At 65.1% G+C, this 24,941-nt stretch carries 22 protein-coding genes and 1 tRNA gene; 14 read left to right on the top strand and 9 right to left on the bottom strand.

Features of this window, described 5'->3' with window-relative positions; translation table 11 throughout:
• Nucleotides 1-157 precede the first annotated feature (157 nt).
• The 5 genes from RH950_RS02690 (at nucleotide 158) to RH950_RS02670 (ending at nucleotide 4,060) form a co-directional block, all read left to right on the top strand.
• Entirely contained in the window at nucleotides 158-1,492 is a 1,335-nt protein-coding gene (locus RH950_RS02690; protein ID WP_350053441.1) for a DUF2254 domain-containing protein, read from the top strand.
• A 50-nt stretch (nucleotides 1,493-1,542) separates the two neighbouring features.
• Nucleotides 1,543-1,899 (top strand): YigZ family protein, encoded by a 357-nt coding sequence (locus RH950_RS02685; protein WP_350053439.1) that lies wholly within the window; start codon nucleotides 1,543-1,545, stop codon nucleotides 1,897-1,899.
• A gap of 27 nt (nucleotides 1,900-1,926) precedes the next feature.
• On the top strand, nucleotides 1,927-2,298 hold the full coding sequence (locus RH950_RS02680; protein ID WP_350053437.1) for a YchJ family protein: 372 nt from the start codon (nucleotides 1,927-1,929) through the stop codon (nucleotides 2,296-2,298).
• 121 nt (nucleotides 2,299-2,419) lie between these two features.
• On the top strand, nucleotides 2,420-2,914 hold the full coding sequence (locus RH950_RS02675; protein WP_350053435.1) for a CinA family protein: 495 nt from the start codon (nucleotides 2,420-2,422) through the stop codon (nucleotides 2,912-2,914).
• A gap of 609 nt (nucleotides 2,915-3,523) precedes the next feature.
• Nucleotides 3,524-4,060 (top strand): hypothetical protein, encoded by a 537-nt coding sequence (locus tag RH950_RS02670; RefSeq protein WP_350053433.1) that lies wholly within the window; start codon nucleotides 3,524-3,526, stop codon nucleotides 4,058-4,060.
• Between the two features lie 48 nt (nucleotides 4,061-4,108).
• Here the strand turns inward: RH950_RS02670 and RH950_RS02665 are convergent, their stop codons facing one another.
• The 3 genes from RH950_RS02665 to RH950_RS02655 all read right to left on the bottom strand — a co-directional run bounded on the left by RH950_RS02665 (nucleotide 4,109) and on the right by RH950_RS02655 (nucleotide 8,249).
• Entirely contained in the window at nucleotides 4,109-5,707 is a 1,599-nt protein-coding gene (locus tag RH950_RS02665) for a GMC family oxidoreductase (RefSeq protein ID WP_350053431.1), read from the bottom strand.
• Between the two features lie 75 nt (nucleotides 5,708-5,782).
• The gene (locus tag RH950_RS02660; protein WP_350053429.1) at nucleotides 5,783-7,132 is read right to left on the bottom strand and encodes an aspartate aminotransferase family protein; all 1,350 of its coding nucleotides are present in this window, start codon (nucleotides 7,130-7,132) and stop codon (nucleotides 5,783-5,785) included.
• Nucleotides 7,133-7,280: 148 nt separating this feature from the next.
• Nucleotides 7,281-8,249 (bottom strand): 3-hydroxyacyl-CoA dehydrogenase family protein, encoded by a 969-nt coding sequence (locus RH950_RS02655; protein WP_350053427.1) that lies wholly within the window; start codon nucleotides 8,247-8,249, stop codon nucleotides 7,281-7,283.
• Nucleotides 8,250-8,564: 315 nt separating this feature from the next.
• Between RH950_RS02655 and RH950_RS02650 the strand changes: the two genes are divergently transcribed.
• The 4 genes from RH950_RS02650 (at nucleotide 8,565) to RH950_RS02635 (ending at nucleotide 12,735) form a co-directional block, all read left to right on the top strand.
• Nucleotides 8,565-9,965: a selenium-binding protein SBP56-related protein gene (locus RH950_RS02650; RefSeq protein WP_350053425.1), complete on the top strand. Its 1,401-nt coding sequence runs from the start codon at nucleotides 8,565-8,567 to the stop codon at nucleotides 9,963-9,965.
• Between the two features lie 7 nt (nucleotides 9,966-9,972).
• Nucleotides 9,973-10,620: a hypothetical protein gene (locus RH950_RS02645; protein ID WP_350053423.1), complete on the top strand. Its 648-nt coding sequence runs from the start codon at nucleotides 9,973-9,975 to the stop codon at nucleotides 10,618-10,620.
• 178 nt (nucleotides 10,621-10,798) lie between these two features.
• A complete protein-coding gene (locus tag RH950_RS02640) occupies nucleotides 10,799-11,632 on the top strand; it encodes a phytanoyl-CoA dioxygenase family protein (protein WP_350053421.1) in 834 nt (277 codons plus the stop codon).
• A complete protein-coding gene (locus tag RH950_RS02635) occupies nucleotides 11,629-12,735 on the top strand; it encodes a glycoside hydrolase family 99-like domain-containing protein (protein ID WP_350053419.1) in 1,107 nt (368 codons plus the stop codon). The genes RH950_RS02640 and RH950_RS02635 overlap by 4 nt, the downstream gene beginning before the upstream one ends.
• Nucleotides 12,736-12,740: 5 nt before the next feature.
• Here the strand turns inward: RH950_RS02635 and RH950_RS02630 are convergent, their stop codons facing one another.
• A complete protein-coding gene (locus tag RH950_RS02630; protein ID WP_350053417.1) occupies nucleotides 12,741-14,054 on the bottom strand; it encodes a glycosyltransferase in 1,314 nt (437 codons plus the stop codon).
• Nucleotides 14,055-14,417: 363 nt separating this feature from the next.
• Here RH950_RS02630 and RH950_RS02625 point away from each other — a divergent pair, with 363 nt between their 5' ends.
• Nucleotides 14,418-16,145: an N-acyl-D-amino-acid deacylase family protein gene (locus RH950_RS02625; protein ID WP_350053415.1), complete on the top strand. Its 1,728-nt coding sequence runs from the start codon at nucleotides 14,418-14,420 to the stop codon at nucleotides 16,143-16,145.
• 7 nt (nucleotides 16,146-16,152) lie between these two features.
• Here RH950_RS02625 and RH950_RS02620 read toward each other — a convergent pair whose 3' ends face one another.
• Together RH950_RS02620 and RH950_RS02615 are read right to left on the bottom strand one after the other, a co-directional pair.
• Nucleotides 16,153-17,868, bottom strand: coding sequence for a pre-peptidase C-terminal domain-containing protein (locus RH950_RS02620; protein WP_350053413.1), 1,716 nt, complete (start codon nucleotides 17,866-17,868; stop codon nucleotides 16,153-16,155).
• Nucleotides 17,869-18,136: 268 nt separating this feature from the next.
• Nucleotides 18,137-18,226: transfer RNA gene (locus RH950_RS02615), tRNA-Ser, on the bottom strand.
• A gap of 227 nt (nucleotides 18,227-18,453) precedes the next feature.
• Between RH950_RS02615 and RH950_RS02610 the strand changes: the two genes are divergently transcribed.
• The 3 genes from RH950_RS02610 (at nucleotide 18,454) to RH950_RS02600 (ending at nucleotide 20,984) form a co-directional block, all read left to right on the top strand.
• Complete coding sequence (locus RH950_RS02610) at nucleotides 18,454-18,771, top strand: hypothetical protein (RefSeq protein WP_350053411.1); 318 nt, start codon at nucleotides 18,454-18,456, stop codon at nucleotides 18,769-18,771.
• Between the two features lie 95 nt (nucleotides 18,772-18,866).
• On the top strand, nucleotides 18,867-19,358 hold the full coding sequence (locus tag RH950_RS02605) for a VOC family protein (protein WP_350053409.1): 492 nt from the start codon (nucleotides 18,867-18,869) through the stop codon (nucleotides 19,356-19,358).
• A 27-nt stretch (nucleotides 19,359-19,385) separates the two neighbouring features.
• On the top strand, nucleotides 19,386-20,984 hold the full coding sequence (locus RH950_RS02600) for a Rieske (2Fe-2S) protein (protein WP_350053407.1): 1,599 nt from the start codon (nucleotides 19,386-19,388) through the stop codon (nucleotides 20,982-20,984).
• 3 nt (nucleotides 20,985-20,987) lie between these two features.
• Here RH950_RS02600 and RH950_RS02595 read toward each other — a convergent pair whose 3' ends face one another.
• Genes RH950_RS02595 through RH950_RS02585 form a run of 3 tightly spaced genes read right to left on the bottom strand, consistent with a single transcriptional unit; the run spans nucleotide 20,988 to nucleotide 23,444 of the window.
• Nucleotides 20,988-21,662 (bottom strand): DUF1028 domain-containing protein, encoded by a 675-nt coding sequence (locus RH950_RS02595; protein ID WP_350053405.1) that lies wholly within the window; start codon nucleotides 21,660-21,662, stop codon nucleotides 20,988-20,990.
• A 26-nt stretch (nucleotides 21,663-21,688) separates the two neighbouring features.
• On the bottom strand, nucleotides 21,689-22,108 hold the full coding sequence (locus RH950_RS02590; RefSeq protein WP_350053403.1) for a RidA family protein: 420 nt from the start codon (nucleotides 22,106-22,108) through the stop codon (nucleotides 21,689-21,691).
• 58 nt (nucleotides 22,109-22,166) lie between these two features.
• Nucleotides 22,167-23,444 (bottom strand): flavin-containing monooxygenase, encoded by a 1,278-nt coding sequence (locus tag RH950_RS02585; protein ID WP_350053401.1) that lies wholly within the window; start codon nucleotides 23,442-23,444, stop codon nucleotides 22,167-22,169.
• A 219-nt stretch (nucleotides 23,445-23,663) separates the two neighbouring features.
• On the opposite strand from RH950_RS02585, the gene RH950_RS02580 reads away from it, so the two are divergent.
• Nucleotides 23,664-24,902: an MFS transporter gene (locus tag RH950_RS02580; protein ID WP_350053399.1), complete on the top strand. Its 1,239-nt coding sequence runs from the start codon at nucleotides 23,664-23,666 to the stop codon at nucleotides 24,900-24,902.
• Nucleotides 24,903-24,941 lie beyond the last annotated feature (39 nt).

Raw genomic sequence — 24,941 nt, 5'->3', positions numbered from 1 at the left:
CCTTAGCCCGCCTGCCGTAATCAAGCGGGTGGTGCGGTGGGTGACATCGCACTAGGATTGAGGCTCATGCCGCGCGGCCCTGGATGAACCCCTTCGCTGTGAAGGAAAGCGGCTTCGCCGTCAGCTCGGCGAGCTCGCAACAGGAAAAGAGTTGGTCATGGCTGCCACATTTTCGGTCACCCGCGTCGTCGCGTTCTGGGACCGCCTGAATTCCAGCTTCTGGTTCGTGCCCGCTCTCCTGGCCCTCGTGGCTGTGGCGCTTTCGTTTCTGCTCATCGAGGTCGATACCCTGCGCGGCGTGGACCGGACGGACGCGGCGAGTGCGTTCTATACGTTCGGGCCCGAGGGCGCCCGGTCGATCCTGTCGGTGATCGCAACCTCGATGATCACGGTGGCGAGCCTGATCTTTTCAATCACCATGCTGTCGCTGCAGCTCGCCTCCTCGCAGTTCGGGCCGCGGGTTCTGGACAATTTCATGCGCGACCGCAGCAACCAGGTCGTGCTGGGCACGTTCATCGCGACCTTTCTGTACTGCCTGTTCGTGCTGCGGGCGGTGCGGGGCATGGAGGGGTCCAGCTTCGTCCCGCATCTGGCGGTCGGGTTCGGGATTGTGCTGGCCGCGGCCAGCGTCGCTGTCCTGATCTATTTCATTCATCACATCGCAACCTCGATCCGGATCGAAACCCTGCTGGCGAAACTGGCTTACGAAGGCTGTTGCGCCGTTGACCGCCTGTTCGACGAACGGCCCGAGCAGGGGTCGGGGGATGAGGCGGACGAACGGGCCGCGCAGCAGATGCCGGGCGGCTTCGATGCGGGTTGCGGGCCAATCGCGGCCGACTTTGGCGGATATGTCCAGACTATCGGCATTGACGCGTTGCTGCGGATCGCCACGGAGCATGATCTTGTTCTGCGGGTCGATGCGCCGCCCGGCCGGTTCGTCACCAAGGGGGCCTGCGTGATCACCGCCTATCCGCAGGACCGGGTATCGGACAGGATCGCCGAAGAGCTCCGCGGTGCCGTCGTCATCGGCCGGGACCGGACGCCCTATCAGGATCTCGAGTTCGCCATCCACCGCATCGTGGAGCTGGCCCAGCGCTCCCTGTCGCCGGGCTTCAATGACCCGACAACCGCTCTCTACTGCATTGACCGGCTGGGGGAAGTCCTCGGTCGCGTGGACGGACGGGGCATCCCTTCGGCGATGCGGTTTGACGGGCAGGGCCAGGTGCGTCTCTTCATCGAAACCGTCGTTCTGGAGGATGTGGCCTGCCGGGCCTTCGCCGGGATTGCCCGGTACGGCATCACCGACGCGGATGTCGTCGGCCGGCTGTCGGAGACCCTTGCCGGGCTGGAAGCGTCCTTCCCGCTCGCCGCCCGTCAGGGGATCAGAGGCTTCCGGGAGCAGGTGCTGAGCGCAAGCCGGAGCCAGCCGGTTGCCGGGTTCGACCGCAAGATTCTTTCCGGTTTCCAGAACACCGGCAGCACGCAGCCCTGACGCGCCGCAGCCCCCTTGCTGCCCGCACTGGATCGCTCTAAGCCTGCGCTATGCGTATTCTCGAGAACATCATCAGCGACCGCGGATCGAAATATGCGGTCTCGGGCGGGCCGTGCGCGTCCGAGGAAGAGGCCAAGGGTTTTATCAAGACGCTGTGCGCCAAAAAGAAATTCGCCAAGGCCACGCATAATACATGGGCCCTGCTGACCGCCGATACGGCGTTGAAAAACGACGATGGCGAGGCTGGGGCCGGCATGGTGATCCTGCGCATGCTGGAGCGGGAAGGGTTGCACGGCCATATCATCGTGGTGACACGCTGGTTCGGCGGCAAGCATCTGGGCGGCGACCGCTTCCGGCATGTTCAGAATGCGGTGCGGATCTATCTCGACGCGCGCGGCGCGCGTTGATGGCGCGCGACCTGATTGGAGAGCGATTTGTTTGAGCCATGTGAGTGCGGCAGCGGGAAGAGCTATCTGGGCTGCTGTGGCCGGTTGCATGCGGGGGCGCCGGCGCGGGATGCGGAGGAGCTGATGCGCTCCCGCTATTGCGCCTTCAGCCGGGGAAATGCGGCCTACCTGCAGAAAAGCTGGGCAGCGGAGACGCGGCCCCTGATCCTGGATCTGGACCCGGCCCAGGTCTGGACCGGGCTCGTGATCGAGCGGCACACGGTCACCGGCCCCGACACTGCCACCGTGCGCTTCACCGCGACCTGGCGCACGGGCGCCCGGACGGGCCGGCAGACCGAAACCAGCCGGTTCCGCCGCGCCGGCGAGGGCTGGGTCTATATCGACGGCATCTCGGAGTGATTTCGGGGCGACCCTTCCGGCCGGTTCGGGCGGGCGGGCACGGGGTGGCGTGACGGGAGCACGCGCATTGGGTAGCGTGTTCCGTTGATTCGCCTTTGATTTCATCGGGAGGAGTGCGGGGATGGCTGCATTGAGCGGGCGCGGCGACGCCGCCGGAAAATTGCTGAAGGCGCGCGGCGAGACCATCGCCGTCGCCGAATCCTCCGCCGGCGGACTGATCTCCGCCTCCCTCCTGGCGGTCCCGGGGGCGTCGGCCTATTTCGTCGCCGGCGGGGTGATCTACACCCACACGGCGCGCGAGATCCTGACGGAGATCGACTTCGAGCGGCACCCGGGCATGCGCTCCGCCTCCGAGCCCTACGCCGCCCTGCTGGCCGAGACCATGCGCCGGCGCATGGACACCACCTGGGGCCTGGCGGAAACCGGCGCCTCCGGCCCCAGCGGCAACCGCTACGGCGACGCCGCCGGCCACACCTGCATCGCGCTCTCGGGCCCGGTGACGCGGGTGTTCACGCTGGAGACCGGCGATGGCGACCGGGAAGCGAATATGTGGCGGTTTACGGAAGCGGCGCTGGAGGCTCTGGTGGCGGCGCTTGGGGAGACGGTGACGGGGTGAGGGGCTGCGCTGATCTGCGACTGAAAGTCTTTACAAGGAAAAACATCGCTCATTATCGGCCAGATGAGCCAATGCTTGCCTCCGAATCCCGGCCATGTCCCCGGATTTCTGTCTCCGGATTTCCCCGGAACAGTTCCTCCGGTTTCATATCCTCTTAGTCGAAATAGCCGGACCCGTTTATCACGCCATCGTGCCGTCCGCGATCAGCCCCGCCAGCGTCTGGCTCCGGCCTGCCGAAACCGTCACGATCGGCAGTCGCATAAAGCGCCCGAGTTGACGGCCCGACCGCTGGCTGTTGATGTGAGCCGTGCACGTAAAAGTCGTGCGGGTCAAATTGTTGACATTTGTAAACACAAAATCCATATTCGGAGCACGTAGTGACCCGTCCCCGCCATCCGGACAAAGAGGTCGAGGAGGCAGTCCGGTAGGCTGAGGCGCTGGGCTGGACCTGGCGGCCGCAGGGGCATTGGGGGCGGCTCTATTGTCCGAAGCATGACCGCGAGGGCTGCCAGATCGGGGTCAATGGGACGCCGCGCAATGCGGGAAATCATGCCCGGCAGATCCTGCGGGCGATCAACCGGTGTCCGCACGGGGCCGGGGAGACAGACGATGGAGACGTTTGAGTTCAGCGTGATCGCCTCCGGGCTGGACCCGGCGGCGGAGGATTTCGAGGCGCGGTTCTACGATCATGGCTGCGACGACGCGCTGGTCTCGTTCCAGAAGGGCCATGTCATCGTCGATTTCGCGCGCGAGGCGGAGAGCTTCGGGGATGCTGTCGCCTCGGCGCTGGAGAATGTCGCGGCGACCGGCGCCCGGATCGACCGGCTGGAGCCGGACCCGCTGGTCAGCCTCTCCGACATCGCGAAACGCGCGGAGATGACGCGGGCGGCGATTTCCAATTATTACCGGGGCTGCCGGGGCGAGGGTTTTCCGGCGCCGGTGGCGCGCGTCACCTCAGACAGCCCGCTCTGGGAATGGGCGACGGTCGCCCGCTGGCTCGCCTGTAACGGCAAGCTCGCGCCCTCGGTCGCGGTCGAGGCGGAACTGGTCCGGCAGGCCAATCTCGCCGTGGCGGGCGGCGAGGTCCATATCGGGCCGATGCTGCGGCAACGTGCCAAGGAATACGAAGAGAAGCTCTGCGCGTGAGAGACAACGCGCACCCTCACTCCCGCCCCCATCAGCACCGCCCGCCGCTCACCCCGCCGCAGCCTTGATCATTTCCGCCGCCTTCTCGGCGATCATGATCGTCGGCGCGTTGGTGTTGCCGGTGGTGAGGTACGGCATCACCGAGGCATCGGCGACCCTGAGCCCCTCGACGCCGCGGACTTTGAGCTCCGGGTCGACGACCGCCATCGGGTCGATCCCCATCTTGCAGGTGCCGACCGGGTGATAGAGCGTGGTGCCGCGTTCCCGCGCGAATTGCGTCAGCGCGGCCTCGCCCGCCGCGTCCGGTCCCGGCCAGAGTTCCGATGCGCTGTGGCGCGCCAGGGACGGCGCGGCGAAGATCCGGCGCACATGCGCCATGCCGGACAGCATCACGCGCAAATCGTCGCGATCCGACAGATAGTTCGGCTTGATGCGCGGCGGCGCCGACGGGTCCGGGCTGGCGGCCATCACCGTGCCGCGGCTGGCGGGGCGCGTCGGGCAGATCACCGTCGCCATGCCGGGCGCGCGCTCCAGGGCCAGCGGCTTGTCCGGATCGTAGCTGGCCGGCGTGAACAGGAGCTGCAGGTCCGGGCTCTCCAGGCCCTCGCGGCTGCGGCAGAACACCATCGCGCTGGTCACGCCGAAGGTCAGCGCGCCGGTGCCGAACAGCGCGAAGCGGCCGATCTCGCGCAGCACCCGCCAGCCCCGCGACAGCTCGTTCAGCGAGATCGCGTCCCGCACCCGGTGCGTGATGCGCGTGACATAGTGATCGGACAGGTTGGCGCCGACGCCGGGCAGGTCGTGGACCACCGGCAGCCCGAGGCCCGCGACATGGCCGGCCGGGCCGATCCCCGAGATCTGCAGGAGTTGCGGCGAATTGACGGCGCCGCCGCACAGGATCACCTCGCGGGCGGCGCGGACGCGGACATCCTCGCCGTGGCGGCGGAACACCAGCCCGGTGCAGCGGCGTCCCTCGAAGCTCAGCTTCTGCACCAGGGCCTCTGTCTCGACCCGCAGGTTGGGGCGCTTGCGCGCCTCGGCCAGGAAGGTGCGTGCGGTCGAGGCGCGCCAGCGCCCGCGCCGGGTCATCTGCGAATAGGCGACGCCCTCCTGGCCCGGGCCGTTGTAATCCGGGTTGAAGGCGAAACCGGCCTCCCGGGCCGCGCGCACGAAGGCGTGGGTCAGGGGCAGAATGGTCCGGTAATCCTCGACGGGCATCGGGCCGTTGCGCCCCCGGATGTCCTCCTCGCCCTTGCCGTAGCGCTCGGAGCGCCGGAACAGGGGCAGGACCTCGTCGAAGCTCCAGCCCCGGCAGCCGAGCTGCGCCCAGCCGTCATAGTCGGCCGGGTTGCCGCGCACATAGAGCATGCCGTTGATCGAGTGCGACCCGCCCATGACGCGTCCGCGCGGCCAGTGGATCGCCCGTCCCGCCGTGCCCTCTTCCGGCTCGCTCGCATAGTTCCAGTTGACGTTCGCGTTATAGAGCAGGCTCTTCACGCCGGCCGGAATGTGGATCAGGGGATTGCGGTCCTCCGGCCCGGCCTCCAGCAGCAGGACCCTTGCCCCGGTCTCGCTCAGGCGGCTCGCCACGACACATCCGGCGGAGCCTGCGCCGACCACGACATAGTCCGTTTCCATCGCATCCATGCGGATCACCCTTTCGGCCCCACTGACAATTTCTCCTCCACGCACGCCGCCGCCGCCTCCGGACGCATCGGGTGGTCAACCTTCATCGAGAAGCTCGCCGCGGACCGTCAGAAACTCGTCGAGCGCCGCGGCGAAATCATCGAAGTCCGGCTGGCCCAGCGGCAGTGACAGGGAGATGAAACCGCGCCGTGCCATGAAGAGGCCCGATGCGAGCAGATCGAGGTGGAGCAGTTTGCGCAGGCCTTCCCTGTGGGCGGCGATCTTCCGGTCCGCGGGCCAGGTATCCTGCGGCCGGTGGATCGGTGCGCGCTGGAAATGAAGGCCGAGGATCGAGCCCATCCCCGTGACCTGCATCGGCGCATCGTGCCTGGCGATCACCGCGCCGATCTGCTCCCTGAACCGGTCGCCCCTTGCATTGAGGGCCTCGGCGGCGTCGGGCGTGAAGATGTCGCGCAGTCCGACAAGCCCCGCCGCCATCGACAGGACATTGTTGTTGAAAGTCCCCGGATGCGAGATCGCGTTGGCCGCGTAGGGGTCGAACATGCTCATGACATCGCGCCGGCCGCCGAACGCGCCGAAGGTCATGCCGCCGCCGAGATATTTCCCGAAGGTCGTCATGTCCGGCGTGACGCCGAGTTTCTCCTGCAGACCGCCCGGGCCAAGCCGGGAGGTCATGACCTCGTCGAAGATCAGGATGGTGCCGTGGGCGGCGGCGCGGTCGCGGAGCGCTTCGAGGAAGTCCGGGTCCACCGGGATGGCGCCCGCGCTTCCCATCATCGGCTCGACGATAATGGCCGCCAGGTCATCGGCATGGTCCTCGATCAGCGCGACGGTGCCGTCGATGTCGTTGTAGGACGCCATGACGAAGGGGAACGGCGCATTGATCGGCGAGCCGGTCTCGCCGAAATAGAACACGCCGCCATGATATCCGCCGGAGAAGGCCATGACCTTGCCGCGGCCGGTGAAGGCGCGCGCCGCGGACAGGGCGAACAGGTTGGCCTCGGTTCCGGAATTGCAGAAGCGCAGCAGGTCGACGGAGGGGAAGCGCGCGCAGATCAGTTGCGCCAGCTCGGCATCGTACCGGTTCGGGCCGCCGAGACCGACCCCTGCCTCGACGGCACCGGTCACGGCGCGCACCAGTCTCGGGTCGGAGTGGCCATAGAGGCCGGCAGTGTACTCGCCGAGAAAGTCCGTATAGCGGTGGCCGTCGATATCCGTGATCGTCGCCCCCTCGCCCGAGGCGATGGTCAGCGGATAGGGCGTGTAGTGGGTGACGGTTCGCGTGTTGCCGCCGGGCATGGCCCGAGCCGCTTCTTGCGCCCTTGCAGCGCTTTTCGGGTTGTCCGCCTTGTAGCGGTCTTCGGCGGCGGCGAGGGAGGAGTCCAAGGCGCTGTTCGATCGATCGGCCGATGAGCTCTGAGTCATTTCCGTTCCTCCTCGGGATGTCTGTGAGCCGGGCTTCCTGTCTTCCGGATTATGCGATCATTTTCGGACTGTGCCGTCGATAAGCGCCGAAGAGCGACCGGTGATCCCGGTCTCGGCGCGATCGACAATCCGAAAGGCTTTCCCTGCTTCACCCCTTCGGCCTGAGCGGCAGGTCCTCCTCCACCGTCTCCACCGCCGCCTTCAGCTTCAGCAGACCGACATCCCGGTTCCGGAACAGTTCCTCCGGCTTCATGTCGCCATAGTCGAAATAGCCGGACCCATTCATCACGCCCTGTTTGCCCTCGGCGATCAGCTTCTCCAGCGTCTCGCTATAGCCCTTCACCTCCGGCGGTGTGTACATCTTGTTGGAGAGGGAGCGGCGGGTCATGTCGAGGCCGGTGAAGTCCGCCTTCATCAGCGCGCCCATGGTCGCCATGCGGAGCGCGAGGCCGTACTTGATCGAGGTGTCGATGGCTTCCGCGTCGGCAAAGCCCTCGTCGAGCAGGCGGGTAATCTCCAGCGTCATCGCCGCCTGCAGCCGGTTGGCGACATAGCCGGGCGTGAAGCGCTCGAACAGCACCGGCTTCTTGCCGATGGCGCGGTAATGGTCCCGCACGGCTACGAGGTGCGCCGGGTCGGTCTCCGGCCCGCCGGCGATATCGACAAGGTCGATGATGTAGGGCGGCGTGTACCAGTGGGTGATGATGAAACGGCTCTGCAACCCGGCCGGAACCAGCGGGAAGACGTCGAGATAGGAGGTGTTGCTGGCGATCAGCGCCGCCGCCGGGGCCGCCGCCTCGATCTCGGCATAGACCTCGGTCTTCACCTCCCGGTTCTCCACCACCGCCTCGATGATGAAATCCGCGTCGCCGACCGCGTCTGCGAGGGTTTTCACCGGCGTGATCCGGGCCAGGATCGGCGCCACGTCGGCGCGGGCGATGGCGCCTGCCGAGACCATGGTCTCCAGCGCGCTGGCGGCGAGATCCATGCCGATCCTGAGCTGGCTCTCGCTGATATCGGTCATCTTCACCGGATGCCCGGCGATCGCATGCACCAGGGCGAGCCCGTGTCCCATCAGCCCGGCCCCGATCAGGGCGATCTTGCTGTTCTTGTCCATCTTCGCGTTTCCCCTGCAAGTTTTGACGTGAGGCTAGCAAAACCGGGCCGTCCCGATTGATGGAATTTTGGCAGGAGGGCGCGCGAGTCACGGGGCGGGTGTCGCCCCGTGACGTTCTTTCGTCGAAAGGTGTATTGCATGGCGTCCGAGATCCCGCAAAGATGGAGCTCTAGGGTTCGGTCCCTTCCGTCAGGTCGTTCGGCGTCGTGCTGGGTATATTCCTGATTTCCCCGGCAGTTCTGTCGCCCCGCCAGGAAGCGGACGGGAGACCTGCATAAAGAGCGAAGGCACATCTTCGCCGAGCGGGAGGAAATCATGAATCTGATGCCAGATCCGTCATTCTACGCATCCCCGAAAATCGCCATGGAGGCCCCGGTCGAGACGGTCGCCTTCACGCTGTTGCTCAGTCCCGACGGCTCCCAGCCCGACGGGCTCGCGGTGATCGACGTCGATCCGAAATCGAAGGACCGGGGCAAGATCCTGAAGACGCTGTTCATGCCGAACAAGGGCGACGAGTTTCACCATTTCGGCTGGAACGCCTGCTCCTCGGCCCTCTCGCCGCTGACGGGCCATGCCTTCCTCGAGCGCCGCTACCTGATCATTCCCGGCATCCGCTCCTCGCGGATCTATGTGATCGACGTCAAGGACCCGCTGGACCCGCAGATCCACAAGATCATCGAGCCGGAGGAGCTGTTCGCCAAGACCGGCTATTCCCGCCCGCACACGATCCATTGCGGACCGGAGGGGATCTATGTCTCGACCCTGGGCGGCGGCGGGCCGGACGGCACCGAGGGGGCGCCCGGAATCTTCATCATGGATTGCCGGACCTTCGACATCGTCGGGCGCTACGAGATCGAGCGCGGCGTGCAGGACAAGCATTACGATTTCTGGTGGAACCTGCCCCGGGACTACATGGTGAGCTCGGAATGGGCGTTGCCGCCGCAATTCGAGAACGGCGTCGTGCCCGAAGACCTGCTGGCCAACAAGTATGGCCATAGCATTCATTTTTGGAAACTCCGCGAGCGGGTGAATATCCAGACCATAGATCTCGGCGCCAACCATCAAATGGCGCTCGAAATCCGTCCCGCGCACGATCCGGTGGCGCAGCACGGCTTCGTCGGCGTCGTCGTCGATACCACGAACCTGCAGGGTGCGATCTTCACCTGGTGGCGCAATCCGGACGGCAGCTTCGAGGCGAGGAAGACGATCACCATCGACCCGCAGCCGGCGGAAGCGGACGACCTGCCCGAACTGCTGAAGGGGTTCGGCGCAGTGCCGCCGCTGGTCACCGACATCGATCTCAGCCTCGATGACCGCTTCCTCTACGTCTCCTGCTGGGGCACCGGCGAGATGCACCAGTACGACGTCTCGGACCCGATGGCACCGAAACTGGCCGGCAAGGTCGAGATCGGCGGGATCGTCAGGCGGACCGCGCACCCCAACGGCAAGGCCTTTGGCTATGGCCCGCAGATGGTCGAGATCAGCCGCGACGGCAAGCGGGTTTACTGGACGAACTCGCTCTACTCGACCTGGGACGACCAGTTCTATCCGGGCGAGCGCGGCGCCGCGATGGTTCGCGCCGATGTCGGCCCGGATGGTGGCCTGACGCTGGACGAGGATTTCTGGGTCGAGTTCCCCGAGGGCTACCGCAGCCATCAGATCCGGCTCGAGGGCGGCGACTGTTCCACGGACAGTTTCTGCTATCCCTCCGTCTGAGACCGGCATGGACATAACATCGGCGACAGCGCTCTGGGGCGCCGTCGCCGGGCTCGGGCTCTATCACGGTCTCAATCCGGGCATGGGCTGGCCGCTGGCGCTGTCGACGGCACTGATGGAGAGGCGTGCCGGCGCCCTGCCGCAGGCAATGCTCGCCCTCGGGGCCGGGCATTTCCTTTCGATGCTCGCCGTGCTGCTGCCCTTCGCGCTGCTGACGGTCATGGTGCAATGGGCGGACGAAATCAGTATCGGCGCCGCGCTGCTGCTGATCGGAACCGGCCTTTATCTCCTGATAAAACGCGACCATCCGCGATTCCTTGCCCGGATCTCGCCGGCCAGGCTCGGCCTCTGGTCCTTCCTGGTCGCGATCGCGCACGGGGCCGGCCTCATGCTGGTGCCGATCTATCTCGGGATTTGCGCCGCCGGCGCGCAGGACGGGGCGGCGTTCCGGCTGATCGGCGGAAACTCCGCCATGGCGGTGCTCGTCGCTCTGGTCCACAGCGCCGCGATGGTCCTTGCGGGAGGCGGCCTTGCCGCGGCCCTGTATTATTGGTTCGGCCTCAAGGTGCTGGCCCGGGCCTGGGTGAATTTCGATCTCGTCTGGGCCACCAGCCTGATCCTGGTCGGCGCCGTGAGCCTCTGGCGCTTCGCCTAGCGATCCGGGCGATCACCACACTCGTGCCCGCCCGCGGCTTTACGGGGCCAGTCCGCAGGCCCACACTCCCGGAAAAAGAGAATAAACATCGGGAGGATTCACCATGTCTGCTGAGCCTACACGGATCTTGGCTCAGACAACGTCATCCGCGCCGCGATTTGCGTTGCTGAAGAACTGCATGAACATTCGCGAGGGGGAGCCAGTGTCGGACGGCGATATATCGAATCGGCAGAAATTTTTGCAGGAACTTTCAGCGGATGGCTTTGCCATCGGGCGTGGGATCTTGCCGTTGCCCATGCTTGATCAGGCGCTTGAATGCTTCGAGCGTGACGTTCTTCAGTCCGGTGCCGCCTATCTCCGACAAAGTACAAAGCGAGAATACCACCGTTTCGGCAAAGGAGGACTCCTGAACCCGCTGATGAACATACATCTGGAGAAGGATTCGGGTTTTCAGCCCTTCCGTGAAGCCGTCACAGAGATCATGGCCCACCCATCCATTGCTGGTTTGCTTGATGGTCTTTCTGCCGGTCCGTTTCGCGTGGTGCAGTCACTTTGGCTGGATGAGAGCTGCAACGGTCCGCATCAGGACTGCGCCTATACCGACACTGTTCCCAGCGGCCATGTTGTCGGCGTCTGGATCCCCCTGTGGGACTCTGCCGATGACGACAACAACCGTTTATTCGTCGTCCCCGGTTCGCATCGAACTGTGGTGGAGGCCGATTCCGAACGCGTTGCTGACAACCGCTACATAGCGGACGTCGCGCATGCCATGAATTCAACCTACCAAGGCCGCAAGATCTGCGTCAGCACGCACCGTGGCGATGTCGTGTTCTTCGACTCTGCCACGATTCACGGGGCGCAAGCCGGCAGATCCGGCCGGCTGCCGCGCATTGCGGCGCATTACGCACCGGAGAGCTGTCTGTACCGGGCCGTGTATCTCGCATCAGACGTGCCGGTGAGCCAATACGGGACCAGGATCGCCGCAATCAATAGCACCGCATTGCTCCCATGAATGATTTGGCAAGGCTGATCGCCTTCTATCTGCCGCAGTACCATCCGGTTCCGGAGAACGATGCGTGGTGGGGGCGCGGCTTCACCGAATGGACGAATGTCACACGCGCGCAACCTTTGTTTCCGGGGCATTACCAGCCGCACCTACCGGCAGATCTCGGTTTTTATGACCTGCGCGTGTCAGAGACTCGTCAAGCGCAGGCAGATCTGGCCCGGGCGTATGGGATCCATGGGTTTTGTTACTACTTCTACTCGTTTCAGGGGCGCCGGTTCCTTGAACGCCCTCTGAACGAGGTGCTGGAGTCAAGCGAGCCTGACCTCCCTTTTTGCATCTGCTGGGCGAACGAAACCCTGACGCGGCGCTGGGACGGGCGGGACAACGAGGTCCTGTTGCAGCAGACTCATACTCCGGCCGCAGATCGCGCGTTCATCGAAGACGCCCTGCCAGTCCTGCGCGACCGCCGCTACATCCGCACCGACGGCGGCCCGATACTGCTTGTCTACAGGGCTGCCCTGTTGTCGGAGCCTCGCGAAACGCTGGCGCACTGGCGCCGGCGCTGCGAAGAAGAGGGGCTTGGCCGTCTGCATATATCGGCGATGGAAACTTTCGGGCTTGGTGACCCATTGGCGCTCGGCTTCGATTCTGCTGTCGAATTCTATCCTCACGGCGCCCGGGGCAAAGACGTGACCGGCTCGGTTCCCGGGGTGCCCGCTGATTTTAGCGGACGCATTGTCGACTATCCGTCGGTCGCCGAGCGCGCCGTCGAGCGGGCACTTCCGGACTACCCGCTGTTTCGCGGTCTCATGACGAGCTGGGACAACACCGCGCGTCGAGGGCGCGACGCCAAGATATTTGTCGACAGCACGCCCGAAGCGTACGGCTCCTGGCTGCGCGCCGTCGTTTCTCAAAACGGATTTGCCGAATCCTCAACCGCGCCTCTGGTCTTCGTGAATGCCTGGAACGAGTGGGCCGAGGGGGCGCATCTGGAGCCGGACCAGCGCTACGGTCTTGCCTATCTGGAGGCCACGGCGCATGCGCTCGGGCTTCCCGACAGGGGCGCGGCACAGCGGCCGCATGCGGCAGGTTTGCGCCACGGCAGCTAGCCGGATCAATTCGTTAGCCCGAGCTCCAGGACGCGGCGACCGATCTGGCTCCACGGGTGCTTTGCGACAATGGTCCGCAGCACGGATGCCACAAAGTGGTTCACGCCATGACGCCGCTGCATGCTCGTGTAGGCCGCGTGGGTCCGCTCGGTGACCGTCGGGTCTTCGAGGATCATCCGGAGCCTGTCGCACAAGTCATCCTTGTCCGGATCGAAAAAAACCGGCCCCTCGCCGTCATCGAATACCGCGCGTGCGGCACTGTTCTCCATGCAGATTGCCATGGTTCCGCGGGCCACCGCCTCGGTTATGCGCTCGCCGAAGGCTCCGCTCATGTTCTGCGGGTTGAACGCGAGATAGGCGCGCGTGTTGCCGATCATGTCCGCCAGCCGGTCGGCCGGCACACGTCTCTCAAATGTGCTGTCCGAATGGAATGGAAGTGCCGGTGGAGTTCCGTGAAAAACGTAGTGGCAGGGTGTGGACAGCGTCTGCCGCAGCACCTGGCGGCGTCGTGCCATCTTCAGCATCAGGTTCGCCCCTTCGATCACGGCCGTAGCCACCTGCATATACCGGATGTCCATCAATCCCGCGCTCTCCAGCACCGGCAACGCCGTCTCGGCGAGGCAATGCGTGCCGGACGGCGAGGCTGCCTCCAGCACATGATCGAGCAGATGACCCAGCGGACCGTAATGATCCATCCATTGCCGGCGCATTTCTTCGGGTGGCACGTAATCGCACGCTACCAACAATCGGTGTTGCCGCTGGTCAGCCGGTTGCCACGCCCCCGGTCCGTTCGCCGTGACGTCCAGCGGGTTGCCCCGCAATCCGCCGACGATATCTCCGACACCCATGAGCCGGCGAGCCACTCCCAGCTCATGAGCATCGTGCAACAGGATCGTGCGGAGCTTGGGGCCGGGACCGAAGCTGCGGGCAGAGTTCCGGGAGAACACCGGATTGCTGATCCGGCAGATGTAGGGCACGCGGCAATCGTCGTAGGTACTGGTTGAGGTATTGGCGTCCGCACCGGCGGCCCTCGCTCCGATGCCGGCGCCGTTGAACGCAAATACAAAGGCTGGCTTTTCAGTTGTCAGGAAGCTGACCAGCTCTTGCCCTGAATGATGCGAAGGATCAAAGATCCGCACCGAAGCTCCGAATCGCCCGAAATAGGAGGCAAAACGGCGACTGGCATAGTCGTCGTGGCCGAGATCCGACGTCGGTGCGCGTCGCTTCAGATAGCCGACGACCGTGCCTTTGAGAATCGCCGACAGGACCGTTGGGTCGTCTAGTGTTCCGGAGGCCGTGGCGTTGTCAGTGAGGCGCATGTTCTTCTCTTGGTCCATTCCGGACTTTGGGGGTCATTCAAACCCGCAGATGCCGGACCAGCGCTATTTCCCATCCCGCGCGGCTGTGCAGCGCGCTACCGGCTGCAACAAAGTCACGCGACGGCGTGTCGTCGTCCTTGTCGCCGAAACCTAACAGAACCGGGCATGCCGGTCCGCTAGGACCGTTCTATAGGTGCTTTCCGGCTTCTTTCGGGAAAAACGCGATTGCAGCGGTGGCGTCCCGCCGGATCGTCGGAAAGCCTCTGTCCCTGTCACCACACTGATGCCCGCCTGCACCTTTACGGGACCGGCCCGCAGGCTCACACTCCCGGAAAAAGAGAATAAACATCGGGAGGATTCGCCATGTCTGCTGAGCCAAAGTCTGCTGAGCCCACACTGATCATCCGGAACGGCACCATCGTCGACGGCACCGGGGCGGAGCCGGTCGAGGCGGATCTGGCTCTGGCCGGGGACAAGATCGTCGGGATCGGGGATTTCGGAGCACGGAGCGCAGCCGAGGAAATCGATGCGCGCGGCAAGCTGGTCACGCCCGGGTTCGTCGACATTCACACCCATTATGACGGACAGGCGGTCTGGGACAGCCACATGGCGCCCTCGGCCTGGCACGGCGTCACCACGGCGATCATGGGCAATTGCGGGGTCGGCTTCGCGCCCTGCAAGCCGGCGGACCGGGAGAAGCTGGTCGAGTTGATGGAGGGGGTGGAGGACATTCCCGGCCCGGTCCTGCATGAGGGGCTGAACTGGCAGTGGGAGAGTTTTCCGGAATATCTCGACGTGCTGGAGACACTGCCGCGGGACATGGACCTCGGCGTGCTGCTGCCCCATGCGGCGGTCCGGGTCTATGTCATGGGCGAACGGGCAATCAATCTCGAACATGCGACGCCGGAAGACATCGCCCGGATGCGGCAGATCTCGGCGGACGCGGTGCGCGCCGGGGCCTTCGGGTTTTCCACCTCGCGCACCATCAGCCACAAGAGCCGCGCCGGCGACTACACTCCAACTTTGCGCGCCCAGGAGGAAGAGCTGACCGGGATCGCACGCGGCATGCAGGACGCGGGCGCAGGCTTCCTTGAGATCGTTTCGGACTGGGACGAGCCGGACCCCGAAACCGAGTTCGCCATGCTCCGCCGCATCGTCGAGAACAGCGGCCGGACCGCTGTCTTTACACTGAACCAGCGCCATAACCGGCCGGATTTCTGGCGCGACCTGCTGCGGCTGGCGGGCGAGGCAGCGAATGACGGGCTGTCGATCCGTCCGGTGGTGGCGCCGCGCCCGATCGGTATCCTGCTCGGCCTCGAAGGCAGCCAGAACCCGTTCTCCGGCACGGCCACATATCGCTCCATCGCCGACCTGCCGCTCGACCAGCGGGTCGCGGCGCTGCGCGATCCGGAGGTGCGCCGGAAGATCCTCGCCGAGGACCCGGTGAAGGACAGCACCTTCCCGCTGATCCACCGGATCTCCTTCGCCAGGATGTTCCGGCTCGGCTCGCCCGCCAATTACGAGCCGGCGAAGAGCGAGTCCATCGCGGCGATTGCCGAGCGGGAAGGCCGCACGGCGCCCGAGGTCGCCTACGACATCCTGCTGGAGCGGGAGGGGCGCGGGTTCATCTACACGCCGCTTGTGAACTACGCGAGCTACGACATGAGCGCGCCGGAAGCGATGCTGGCGGACAGGAACGCGATCATGGGGCTCGGAGACGGCGGCGCCCATGTCGGCTTCATCCTCGATGCCGGCTATCCGACCTGGCTGATGAGCTACTGGGGCCGCGACCGGGCCCGCTTCCCGATGAGTGACGTGATCCGCCGCCTGACCTCGGACACGGCCGGTGCGGCCGGCCTGTCCGACCGGGGCGTGCTGGCGCCTGGCAAGAAGGCCGACGTCAATATCATCGACTGGGACAATGTCGGCTTCTCCGACCCCTACGTCACCTACGACCTGCCGGCGAACGGCAAGCGGCTGATGCAGAAATCGACCGGCTACGACGCCACCATCGTCTCCGGCAAGGTGACCTACCGGGGCGGTGAGGCGACGGGGGAATTGCCGGGGACCGTGGTGCGGGGGCAGCGATAGGAGCGGCTCAGACGATCCAGTCGGTGTAGGACGGCTCGGGGCCGAGTGTGGTCAGCTGGACGTCGTTGGAAGACGGATCATTACTGGTATCGGGCTGTGTGGGATCGTCCCCCGGTATGGGGTCGTCCGTCACTGCGGCAAGCGTCGCGTTGGATGCTGTCGCGACCTCAACCGTGTAGGTACCGGTATAGGAACTCCATCCGTCAACATCGAGGTAGTAAGTGCCACTGGTGGTTGGCGTGTAGGACAGATAGGAGTCTCGGCCAACGCCTGAATCGTCGTTGCCGCTCAGGTAGTTTCCGTTGGAATCATATAGCCGCAACACCGGGTCGAACAGGGTTCCGCCGCCGGTGGCGCTGCCGCGTGCCTGGATGATGACACTCTCTCCGGCGGTGAACTCCGTGCGAAACCAGTCGCGGTCGTACAGACTGATCGTGCCGGTTGCCGATTGTCCCACGCCGACATAGCCGGATGTGCTCGTGTTCTGCGGCAGATCTGACGAGCCTTCGGAAACGGCTTGCTCGACCGGTGATGTGGTGACGGGAGTGGTCGTCGTGCCCGTTGAGCGGCCCTCGTAATATCCGTTCATGATGTAATGTTGCGTCGCCAGATCGTCATCCCCGCCAAAGGCGACAGCGAGGTCGGGGTTGGCGCCCATGTAGTTGTCGGCGTCGAAGGTTGTAGTACGCCCCTCTGCCCGGCCGGCATCCAGGTAGTGGGCGGCCGCCCCCGCCCGGTCGAGGCCGAAGACTCCGATCAGGTCGGCGTGGCTGGCGACATATTCCAGCCCGTCGAACTCGACGGTACGGCCTTCGTAAACACCGGCATCAATAAAATGAGACCGCGCAGCGCCGGCGTCCCGGCCAAAGGCTGCCTCCAGGTCGCTGAAGGAGGCAATATATTCGAGTCCGCTGAAATGCGGGTCGACATAGGCCGACAGGGCATAGTCGACGGATCCTGTGTGGGTATGCAGGAAATAGGTCGTCACGCCATTGGCCGGGTCGACCGCCGACTGGGGCCCGGCGCCGCCCAGTTGCAGCACATCGATGGTCTCGCCGAAGGACAGACGGTCCGATGTGACGCCCTGAACCAGCGCCTGGACGGTGGTGACCGTCGCCGCCACCTGCGGCGCCGCGAAGCTTGTCCCGGAATAGCCGGCACCCGGGAAGTCTTCGCCGTCGGCAAGCACGTGCACCGTGGAGGGGCTGTTCTGCGAGAACCAGCTTGGGTTGCCGCTGCCGTCATGGCTGCCGACCGAGATCACATTGGAGAGACCGGCCGGATATGACGGGTTCTCAAGCACGCTTGACGTTCCCCCGTTGCCCGAAGCCGCGACTCCGAATATGCCGTGGTCTGCAAGAGCATTGATCTGCCCCTGGAACGGCGAGGTCCAGGAAGAGTACGAACTGCCGAAGCTCATATTGTAGGCGCCGATATGCCAGCCGGAATCGTGCAGGGTGCCGATCTGACTGAGGGCGCTGTTGACCGCCGAGGGCGAAATATAGGTCTCGCTGTTATTGCCGATCTGCAGGTCTACCCGCTCAAGTGCGCTGTTTGTCTGTTCGACCGACCGCGCGACCACGGACCCATGGGACGTCGTGCGTCCTCCGTCAGTGTCGCTGTGTCTGTAGTAAAAATCGTACTCATACAGGTTGGGGCCGTAGACGGCTTCGGTCTCGTTGGTAACCCCCGAATCGACAATGCCAACAGACCAAACCCCCATTATATCCCCCAACGCCGTGCGGCACGTAAAAATTGAGCATAAAATCGAGGTGTATTGAGTCAACCGGAATACGCGGGGTCATAAAACCTTCTGGTGCGGGGCCGGTTTCGCGGGCACAGGAGCGGTGCTCTGGTCGGAGCCGTCAGGCAGAAATCAGCCGGTTCCGCCATTTCGAAAAATGGCCGGCTAATACTCATGAGTGTCCGGAAAGCGCCGCCGGAAGAGGATGCCGGGTCACGGAATGCGGGCGGCGGATGCTGTGAAGCGATGGCGGAGGGACGGGGATTCGAACCCCGGAGGGGCTTACACCCCAACACGCTTTCCAGGCGTGCGCCTTAAACCACTCGGCCATCCCTCCTGAAGAGGCGCGGACCATACAAAAGCCGTCCGGGCTTTGCAACGATTTGAAGCCTGAAATTGAAGAAAAAAAGACAGTTGCGGTGTTGCTCCGCGGATATGCGCTGTACGATTGGTTGCGCCGCCGGATTGGTGTAGGCTTTCCAGTCTGTTAGGGGGCTCACCAGTTGGTTGCGCGCAGGTCCGCCGGAGAACCGGTTGGGGCGCGCCGGGGGATGTATGAGGCGGTTGTTCCGGTTTATTGCGCTGCTGTTGATCCTGATCGCGCTGGCACTGGCCGCGCGGGACGGATATGCGAGCTACCAGGCGGGCGCCCTGCGCATCATGGATGCGGGGACGCTCTGGGCCGGATTGCATCAGGAGAGTCTGCAGCTCGCCGAGCCGGCCATCGCCCGGCATCTGCACCCTTTCCTCTGGCATCCGGTGATGGTGACCATCCTGCTGTTCCCCGCCTGGCTGGTGTTCGGCGGGCTCGGGATTATCCTCTGGTTACTGACCCGGCTGCGCGGCCGGCCGGCGTCCCGGGATCTGTTCATGCGGGATTGAGTGCCTGTCGTTTAATTAAAAAAGAATAATCTTGATTTAATAAATTCCCGGCGCAGAATACCGTGCAGCGAACCCGTCGTTGCGAGGAGGCTGTCATGCCGCAAAATTCCGCTGAAATCCAACCCCTGGCCGAAATTCCGCCGCCGGTTCCCGTGCTCGGGATCAATCACATCGCGCTTGAGGTCGGCGATCTCGACGAGGCCCTGGCCTTTTACGGCAGGCTGTTCAAATTCGCGCAACGCGGCCGGAGCGAGACCCAGGCCGAAATCGATCTCGGCGACCAGTTCATCGCGCTGGTCCGGGGCCGGACCCAGCCGGCCGATGTAAAGCGGCATGTCGGCCTTGTGGTGGCCGACAAGGAGGCCGTCCGCGCGGTGCTGGTGGCGAACGGGGTGGAGATCCTGCCCCTGCCAGACCGGTTTCTCGATTTTCTCGATCCCTGGGGCAACCGGATTGAAATCATCGGTTACGAGAATATCCAGTTCACCAAGGCGGACCATGTGCTGCGCGGCATGGGCTTCGGTCATCTGCGGAAGACGGACGCGGCTATCGACGAGCTGACCGCCAAGGGTATGCGGCCGGACTGACCCGACAGGAAAGAGAGGGAGGTTGCGATGACACAGAAACCGGAACCCGTCTGGGTCGAGGCGATGCCGCTCACCGTTCTGGAGCAGGCCGGCCGGAAGATCTTCAAGGCGGGCGGCAAGCAGATCGCGTTGTTCCATGAGAACGGCCAGGTGCATGCCTGCAACAACCGCTGCCCGCATGAAGGCTATCCGCTGATCGAGGGCACGGTTGATCAGGCGGCGGGTGCCTGCCGGCTGACCTGCAACTGGCACAACTGGAAATTCGATCTGGCGAGCGGGGCCAACCAGGTCGGCGGCGACCGCTTGCGGATCTACCCCACCCGGATTCGCGACGGCGCCATCCTTGTCGATATCGCCGATGCCCCGGCGGGCGCGCGGATCGAGACCGCGCTCGGCAATCTGAAAGAGAGCTTTCGGGACCACAATTACACCCGGATGGCCCGGGAGATCGCCCGGCTGAAGGCGGCCGGGGGCGATCCGCTGGAGGCCGTGCGGCAGGCGGTACTCTGGACGCATGAGCGTTTCGAATGGGGCACCACCCATGCCATTGCGGCGGCGCCGGACTGGCTGGAGCTCGGCGAGGATTATGGCAGTGGGGATGCTGCCTCCGCGATCATCCCGTATGTCGAGATCGTCGCCCATCTGGCCTGGGACAGCTTGCGCTGGGAGCGCTTCCCGTTTCCCGACGGCGAGACCGCCTTCGATGCGGACCGGCTGGTAGAGGCCATCGAGGCGGAGGACGAGGCGGAAGCGGTGGCCCTGGTGCGGGGCGCCTGTCGCGGTCCCGGCTGGCAGGTGCTTGATGCGCCGACGACCCGGGCCGCGCTGGCCCATTATCAGGATTTCGGCCATTCCCTGATCTATTGCTACAAGACAAGGCAGCTGGTGGAGCGTCTGGGCGACGCGCTGGCTGAGCCGCTCTATCTGACGCTGGTCCGGGCGCTGGTGAATGCCAGCCGGGAGGATCTGATCCTGGAATTCAAGGCCTATCGCCCGGCCCGTGGGGCATGGGACGGAGCGGGCGATGCGCCGGTCGCGCCTGAGGATTTCCATAGTCTCAACGTGCCCCGCGCGCTCGACCGGGCGAACCGCTCAAGCGGCGACCGCACTGCCCTGTTCGATGCGCTGATGGGAGCGGCGGCCTGGCAGATGCTGCATTTCGATACGCGCTGGGGAACCCGGCACGACCGGCCGGTGCCGGACAATGTGAACTGGCTCGATTTCACCCACGGCATCACCTTCGCCAACGCGGTCCGGGCGCAATGCGGACGGCATGAAGACCTGTGGCCCGACGCGCTGTTGCAGATGGCCTGCTTCACCGGCCGCAATGCCGCCTATGTCGCGGCCCAGCAGGACACGGCGCCCTATGCGGTGGACGATCCGGAGGCGTTTCTGGAAGGGCTGCTGCCCGGCCTGTTCGACCATGCGGAGCCGGAATATATCGTCTCGGCCCACATGGTGAAGCTGCCGGTCGCCACCCGCGAGGAAATCCGCGCCCGCCCGGACGCTCCCTGGGTCCCGGTGCTGGCGGCGGCGGTGAACCGGTTCTTCCAGTCGAAGATCAAGCGCAAGCACGTCATGCGGACGGCGCGGCAGTCGGTCGCGTTCGTCGCGGCGGAGGGGTGAGGGTCATTCGTCCCCCGGCACGCCGTAGGACGGCGCCGCGCGCGGATCAAGCGCGCGGGTGACGTAGGCGTCGAGCTGGGGCTTGTAGATCTCCCATGCCGTGGCGATCGCCTCGATCGGGCAGTCCTCGGTCCAGTCGCAGCGCAGGTCCGCGACCGGCCAGACGAGTTTGTCGGCGATCTGCATGCCGGCGGAATGCACGGGACCCGCTTCGCCGCCAGCCGCGAGGCCCGCTTTCATGGCGGCGATCAGACGGTCGCCCAGATGGCCGGTGGACGCGGTGAAGGCGGCGACGATGGCGGCGGGCACTTCCGCGTTGGCGAGCAGGTTGCCGCCCGAGGCGACATTCTCGGCTTTCGCTTCCGACCAGATACCGAGCGCGTTGCCGCCGGAATGGATGGCGCTGCCGCCGTGGCGGTCGACGGCGAGCACCTGGCGGTAGTCGAGGAATTCGCACTCCTTGCGCATGGCCGCGATGGCGTCCCCGGCGGACAGGCCGATCTCCATGCGGTCCAGCACCAGCGGGCCGAGGCGCGGGTCGGTGATGTTCTGGCTGGCTACGGCGCCGACACCAGCACGGGTATAGGCGCAGCGGGCCGCCACGGCGGGCGAGGAGGAGGAGATGGCGATGCCGACCATGCCGGTCTCGGCGCAGCGGGCAACAAGGGAGAAGGTCATGCGGAACTCCTGATAACGCGTCCGGATCATTCGTCCGGGATAACGGCGGTACCATCGATCTCGACCAGCCAGTCCGGCCGGGCGAGCGCCTGGACGACAAGGCCGGTGCAGACCGGATGGACGCCTTTGATGTACGCGCCCATGGTCCGGTAGACGGCCTCCCGGTACCGGACGTCCGTTATATAGACGACAAGTTTTACCAAATGATGCATGTCGCCCCCGGCCTCTTCGAGAAGCTGGCGGATGTTCTGCATCACCTTGTGTGTCTGCTCGACGGGATCGTGGCTCTCGATGTTCTTGGCCGTGTCCAGATCCTGCGGGCACTGGCCGCGCAGCCAGACCGTGCGGCCGCCGCGCGTGATCACAGCCTGGGCCAGATCGTTGTCCAGCTTCTGCTCCGGATAGGTGTCCTTCGTGTTGAACTTTCGCAGCCGTTCATGCGCCATGCTGGCCTCCGTGAAGATAAGATAAGGCGGGCCGTTTCGCCGCCGGGTGGTTGTCGATTCAGAGCTTCGTTGCACCCCGCGCACGGGCGGCGGCATCGACCTCCAGATAGGAGCGCTGGATGGCGATCTGGTCCGCGACATATCGGGCATCGTGCCAGACGCCCCAGATGAAGCTCGATCCGCGCCGCGACTGCCAGGGCAGGCCGAGGAAATAGATCCCCGGCTCGCGCGAGACGCCGCGTTGGTGCAGGGGCTTGCCGGTCTCGTCGAAGGTATCGACCTTCAGCCAGCTGTAATCATGCCCGAAGCCGATGGCCCAGATGATCGTCGAGATCCCGGCTGCCTTTAGGTCCAGCTCCCGGATCGGATTGGTCACGCAGTCCGGATCGGGGCCGATGACATGCGCCTCGGGTTCCTCCGGCAGGTCTAGTCCGGTCCGGGCGAGATAGGCGTCCGCTTCCTGCAGGACGGAGAGGTAATTCCGGTCGCCATTCTCGATATTGCGGCGCAGGTCGCCGGCGAAAGACATGACGCCGTCTTTGCAGCCTTCCGCGCGGCCGACAAGGGTGAGGCCCTGCTCCGCGAGCCTGCGAAAATCGATGGTCTCCCCGCCGCGCGCGCCGCTGACGGCGATGGTCACATGCTCGGCCCCGGCCGGCGGAGTCGCCGCCTCCCATTTACCCAGCACACCGAGCCACCAGCAATTGTCCCGCCCGCGATAGGTGCGCGGCGGCCGGTCGTGCGGGCCGACCGCGAGCGTGACGTTGCGTCCCGCCCGGTTCAGCTCGTCCGCGATCTGCACGCCGGACGAGCCCGCGCCGATCACCAGAACGCCGCCGTCCGGAAGCTGTTCCGGATTCCGGTAGGTGCTGGAATGGAGCTGGGCGATCCCGAGGCTGTCGGGCACCACCGGCGGGATCGTCGCGGTCTGGAACGGCCCGGTGGCGGCGACGACGCTGTTGGCGTCGATGACGCCTTCCGACGTCTCGACGCGAAAGCCCGGGTGGCCCTCGTTGCGGGTCACGGACATCACATCGACCCCGCAGCGGACCGGCGCCTCGATCATCTCGGCGTAATCGACGAAATAATCGGCGACCTTCTCTTTCCCGACGAAGGCGTCGGGGCTCTCGCCCCTGAACTCCATCCCCGGGAACCGGTCATGCCAGGCGGGTCCGTTGGCGACCAGGGAATCCCAGCGGCAGGACCGCCAGCGCTCGGCGATCCGGTCCCGTTCCAGGATGAGATGGGGCACGCCGGCCCTGCCGAGATGCTCGCTCATGGCGATCCCGGCCTGACCGGCGCCGACGACCAGCGTGTCTGTTTTCTCGGTGGGCATATGAAGGTCCTCTTTCAGGGCATGGCCCCTTCGGCGGCGTCTTGAGCGTGTTTTGCCGGAGCGGCATGCCGGCGCGGGACAGCTGTACCGGAAGTCCACAGTGTGAAGCGTGGCCGGTTCCTGCTTCAAGAAGCAAATCGTCGATCCCCGCCTTTTCAGCCGCAGTGCTCTACCATTCATCTGCTTGACAGGATGTGGTTTTCCACGCCAAGCAGATGAATGGATCCAACCCGCCATCGGAAAAATTTCTATCTCGCAAATGCCCGCTGGCTCGGGGCCGGTCTGCTGTGCACGTTTGGCTCCTCCTTCGGGCAAACCTATTTCATCGCGCTCTTCGCCAGCCAGTTCATGGCACTGCACGGTCTCAGCGACGGCGACTGGGGGACGCTCTATGCCGGGGCGACCCTGACCTCTGCCGCCCTCCTCATAAAGGCGGGTCCGCTCGCCGACACGATGTCCCTGCGCAAGCTGGCGATACTGGTCATTGCCGGCTTCGCCCTGATCTGCGTCGGCATGGCCCTGCACGAGTCCATCGTCATGCTTTTCCTCATGGTGCTCGGATTGCGCTTCTTCGGGCAGGGCATGATCGGCCATGTCGGCATGACGGCGACGGCCCGCTGGTTCCAGGCGCGGCGCGGGCGGGCGATCGCCATCACCAGCCTCGGCTACGGTATCGGCGAGGCGGTCCTGCCGGCGCTGGCGGTGCTGGCCATGGCGCTGGTCGGCTGGCGCGGCACCTGGCTGCTCGCAGCCGGCATACTGATCCTGGTTTTCGGCGGCGCGCTCTGGGTGTTGCTTGCCAGGGACCGGGAGCCCCAGGGCGGCGAGACCAGCGGCCCGGCGACCGGCGCGCTCGGCCGGCACTGGACCCGGCCGGAAGCGCTCCGGCACTGGTCCTACTGGGCCCTGTTCCCCGGTATTCTGACGCCGTCCTTCATCGGCACCGTGATCTTCTTCCACCAGGCCCATGTCTCCGGCGAGAAGGGCTGGAGCCTGATCGAGATGGCTGCCGGCTATCCGGTCTATGCGGCCTGCGCCATGATTGCGGTCTTCATTGCCGGCCGGATAACCGACGGGTTCGGCGCACTGACCCTGTTGCCGCTTTTTCTGCTGCCGACCGGCCTCGGCATCGCCCTGCTCGGCACCAGCGACGCTGTCTGGATCTGGGGTGTCGTGCTCGGCTGCATCGGCTTCGGATCCGGGTTTTCCAGTGCCCTGAACGGCGCGGTCTGGGCGGAGATCTACGGCACCCGGCATCTCGGCGCGGTCCGGGCCCTGGCGGTCTCGGTCATGGTGTTCTCCTCGGCCATCGGTCCGGCGATCACGGGGCTGCTGATCGATGCCGGGATCACGCTGGAGCGGCAGGGCATCGTCATGATGCTCTGGTGCTTCGGTCTGTCGGCCGTCTTCGTGCTGGTCGCGCGCCGGCTGCGCATGCTGGTCGCCACGCCGGCCTGACCTCCGGTAACCGGTTGTTCCACAAGCATTGATCGAGAA

The sequence above is a fragment of the Nisaea sp. genome (genome assembly GCF_040217065.1).
Classification (GTDB): domain Bacteria; phylum Pseudomonadota; class Alphaproteobacteria; order Thalassobaculales; family Thalassobaculaceae; genus Nisaea.
Note: the sequence above shows the minus strand (reverse complement) of the source record. Positions and strands in the feature narration are given on the sequence as shown.

Excerpts from the sequence above, each read along its gene's own strand:
- RH950_RS02690 (WP_350053441.1), top strand. The coding sequence starts at position 158 with ATGGCTGCCACATTTTCGGTCACCCGCGTCGTCGCGTTCTGGGACCGC.
- RH950_RS02685 (WP_350053439.1), top strand. The coding sequence starts at position 1,543 with ATGCGTATTCTCGAGAACATCATCAGCGACCGCGGATCGAAATATGCG.
- RH950_RS02675 (WP_350053435.1), top strand. The coding sequence starts at position 2,420 with ATGGCTGCATTGAGCGGGCGCGGCGACGCCGCCGGAAAATTGCTGAAG.
- RH950_RS02670 (WP_350053433.1), top strand. The coding sequence starts at position 3,524 with ATGGAGACGTTTGAGTTCAGCGTGATCGCCTCCGGGCTGGACCCGGCG.
- RH950_RS02665 (WP_350053431.1), bottom strand. The coding sequence starts at position 5,707 with ATGGATGCGATGGAAACGGACTATGTCGTGGTCGGCGCAGGCTCCGCC.
- RH950_RS02660 (WP_350053429.1), bottom strand. The coding sequence starts at position 7,132 with ATGACTCAGAGCTCATCGGCCGATCGATCGAACAGCGCCTTGGACTCC.
- RH950_RS02655 (WP_350053427.1), bottom strand. The coding sequence starts at position 8,249 with ATGGACAAGAACAGCAAGATCGCCCTGATCGGGGCCGGGCTGATGGGA.
- RH950_RS02650 (WP_350053425.1), top strand. The coding sequence starts at position 8,565 with ATGAATCTGATGCCAGATCCGTCATTCTACGCATCCCCGAAAATCGCC.
- RH950_RS02645 (WP_350053423.1), top strand. The coding sequence starts at position 9,973 with ATGGACATAACATCGGCGACAGCGCTCTGGGGCGCCGTCGCCGGGCTC.
- RH950_RS02640 (WP_350053421.1), top strand. The coding sequence starts at position 10,799 with ATGAACATTCGCGAGGGGGAGCCAGTGTCGGACGGCGATATATCGAAT.
- RH950_RS02635 (WP_350053419.1), top strand. The coding sequence starts at position 11,629 with ATGAATGATTTGGCAAGGCTGATCGCCTTCTATCTGCCGCAGTACCAT.
- RH950_RS02630 (WP_350053417.1), bottom strand. The coding sequence starts at position 14,054 with ATGCGCCTCACTGACAACGCCACGGCCTCCGGAACACTAGACGACCCA.
- RH950_RS02625 (WP_350053415.1), top strand. The coding sequence starts at position 14,418 with ATGTCTGCTGAGCCAAAGTCTGCTGAGCCCACACTGATCATCCGGAAC.
- RH950_RS02620 (WP_350053413.1), bottom strand. The coding sequence starts at position 17,868 with ATGGGGGTTTGGTCTGTTGGCATTGTCGATTCGGGGGTTACCAACGAG.
- RH950_RS02605 (WP_350053409.1), top strand. The coding sequence starts at position 18,867 with ATGCCGCAAAATTCCGCTGAAATCCAACCCCTGGCCGAAATTCCGCCG.
- RH950_RS02600 (WP_350053407.1), top strand. The coding sequence starts at position 19,386 with ATGACACAGAAACCGGAACCCGTCTGGGTCGAGGCGATGCCGCTCACC.
- RH950_RS02595 (WP_350053405.1), bottom strand. The coding sequence starts at position 21,662 with ATGACCTTCTCCCTTGTTGCCCGCTGCGCCGAGACCGGCATGGTCGGC.
- RH950_RS02590 (WP_350053403.1), bottom strand. The coding sequence starts at position 22,108 with ATGGCGCATGAACGGCTGCGAAAGTTCAACACGAAGGACACCTATCCG.
- RH950_RS02585 (WP_350053401.1), bottom strand. The coding sequence starts at position 23,444 with ATGCCCACCGAGAAAACAGACACGCTGGTCGTCGGCGCCGGTCAGGCC.
- RH950_RS02580 (WP_350053399.1), top strand. The coding sequence starts at position 23,664 with ATGGATCCAACCCGCCATCGGAAAAATTTCTATCTCGCAAATGCCCGC.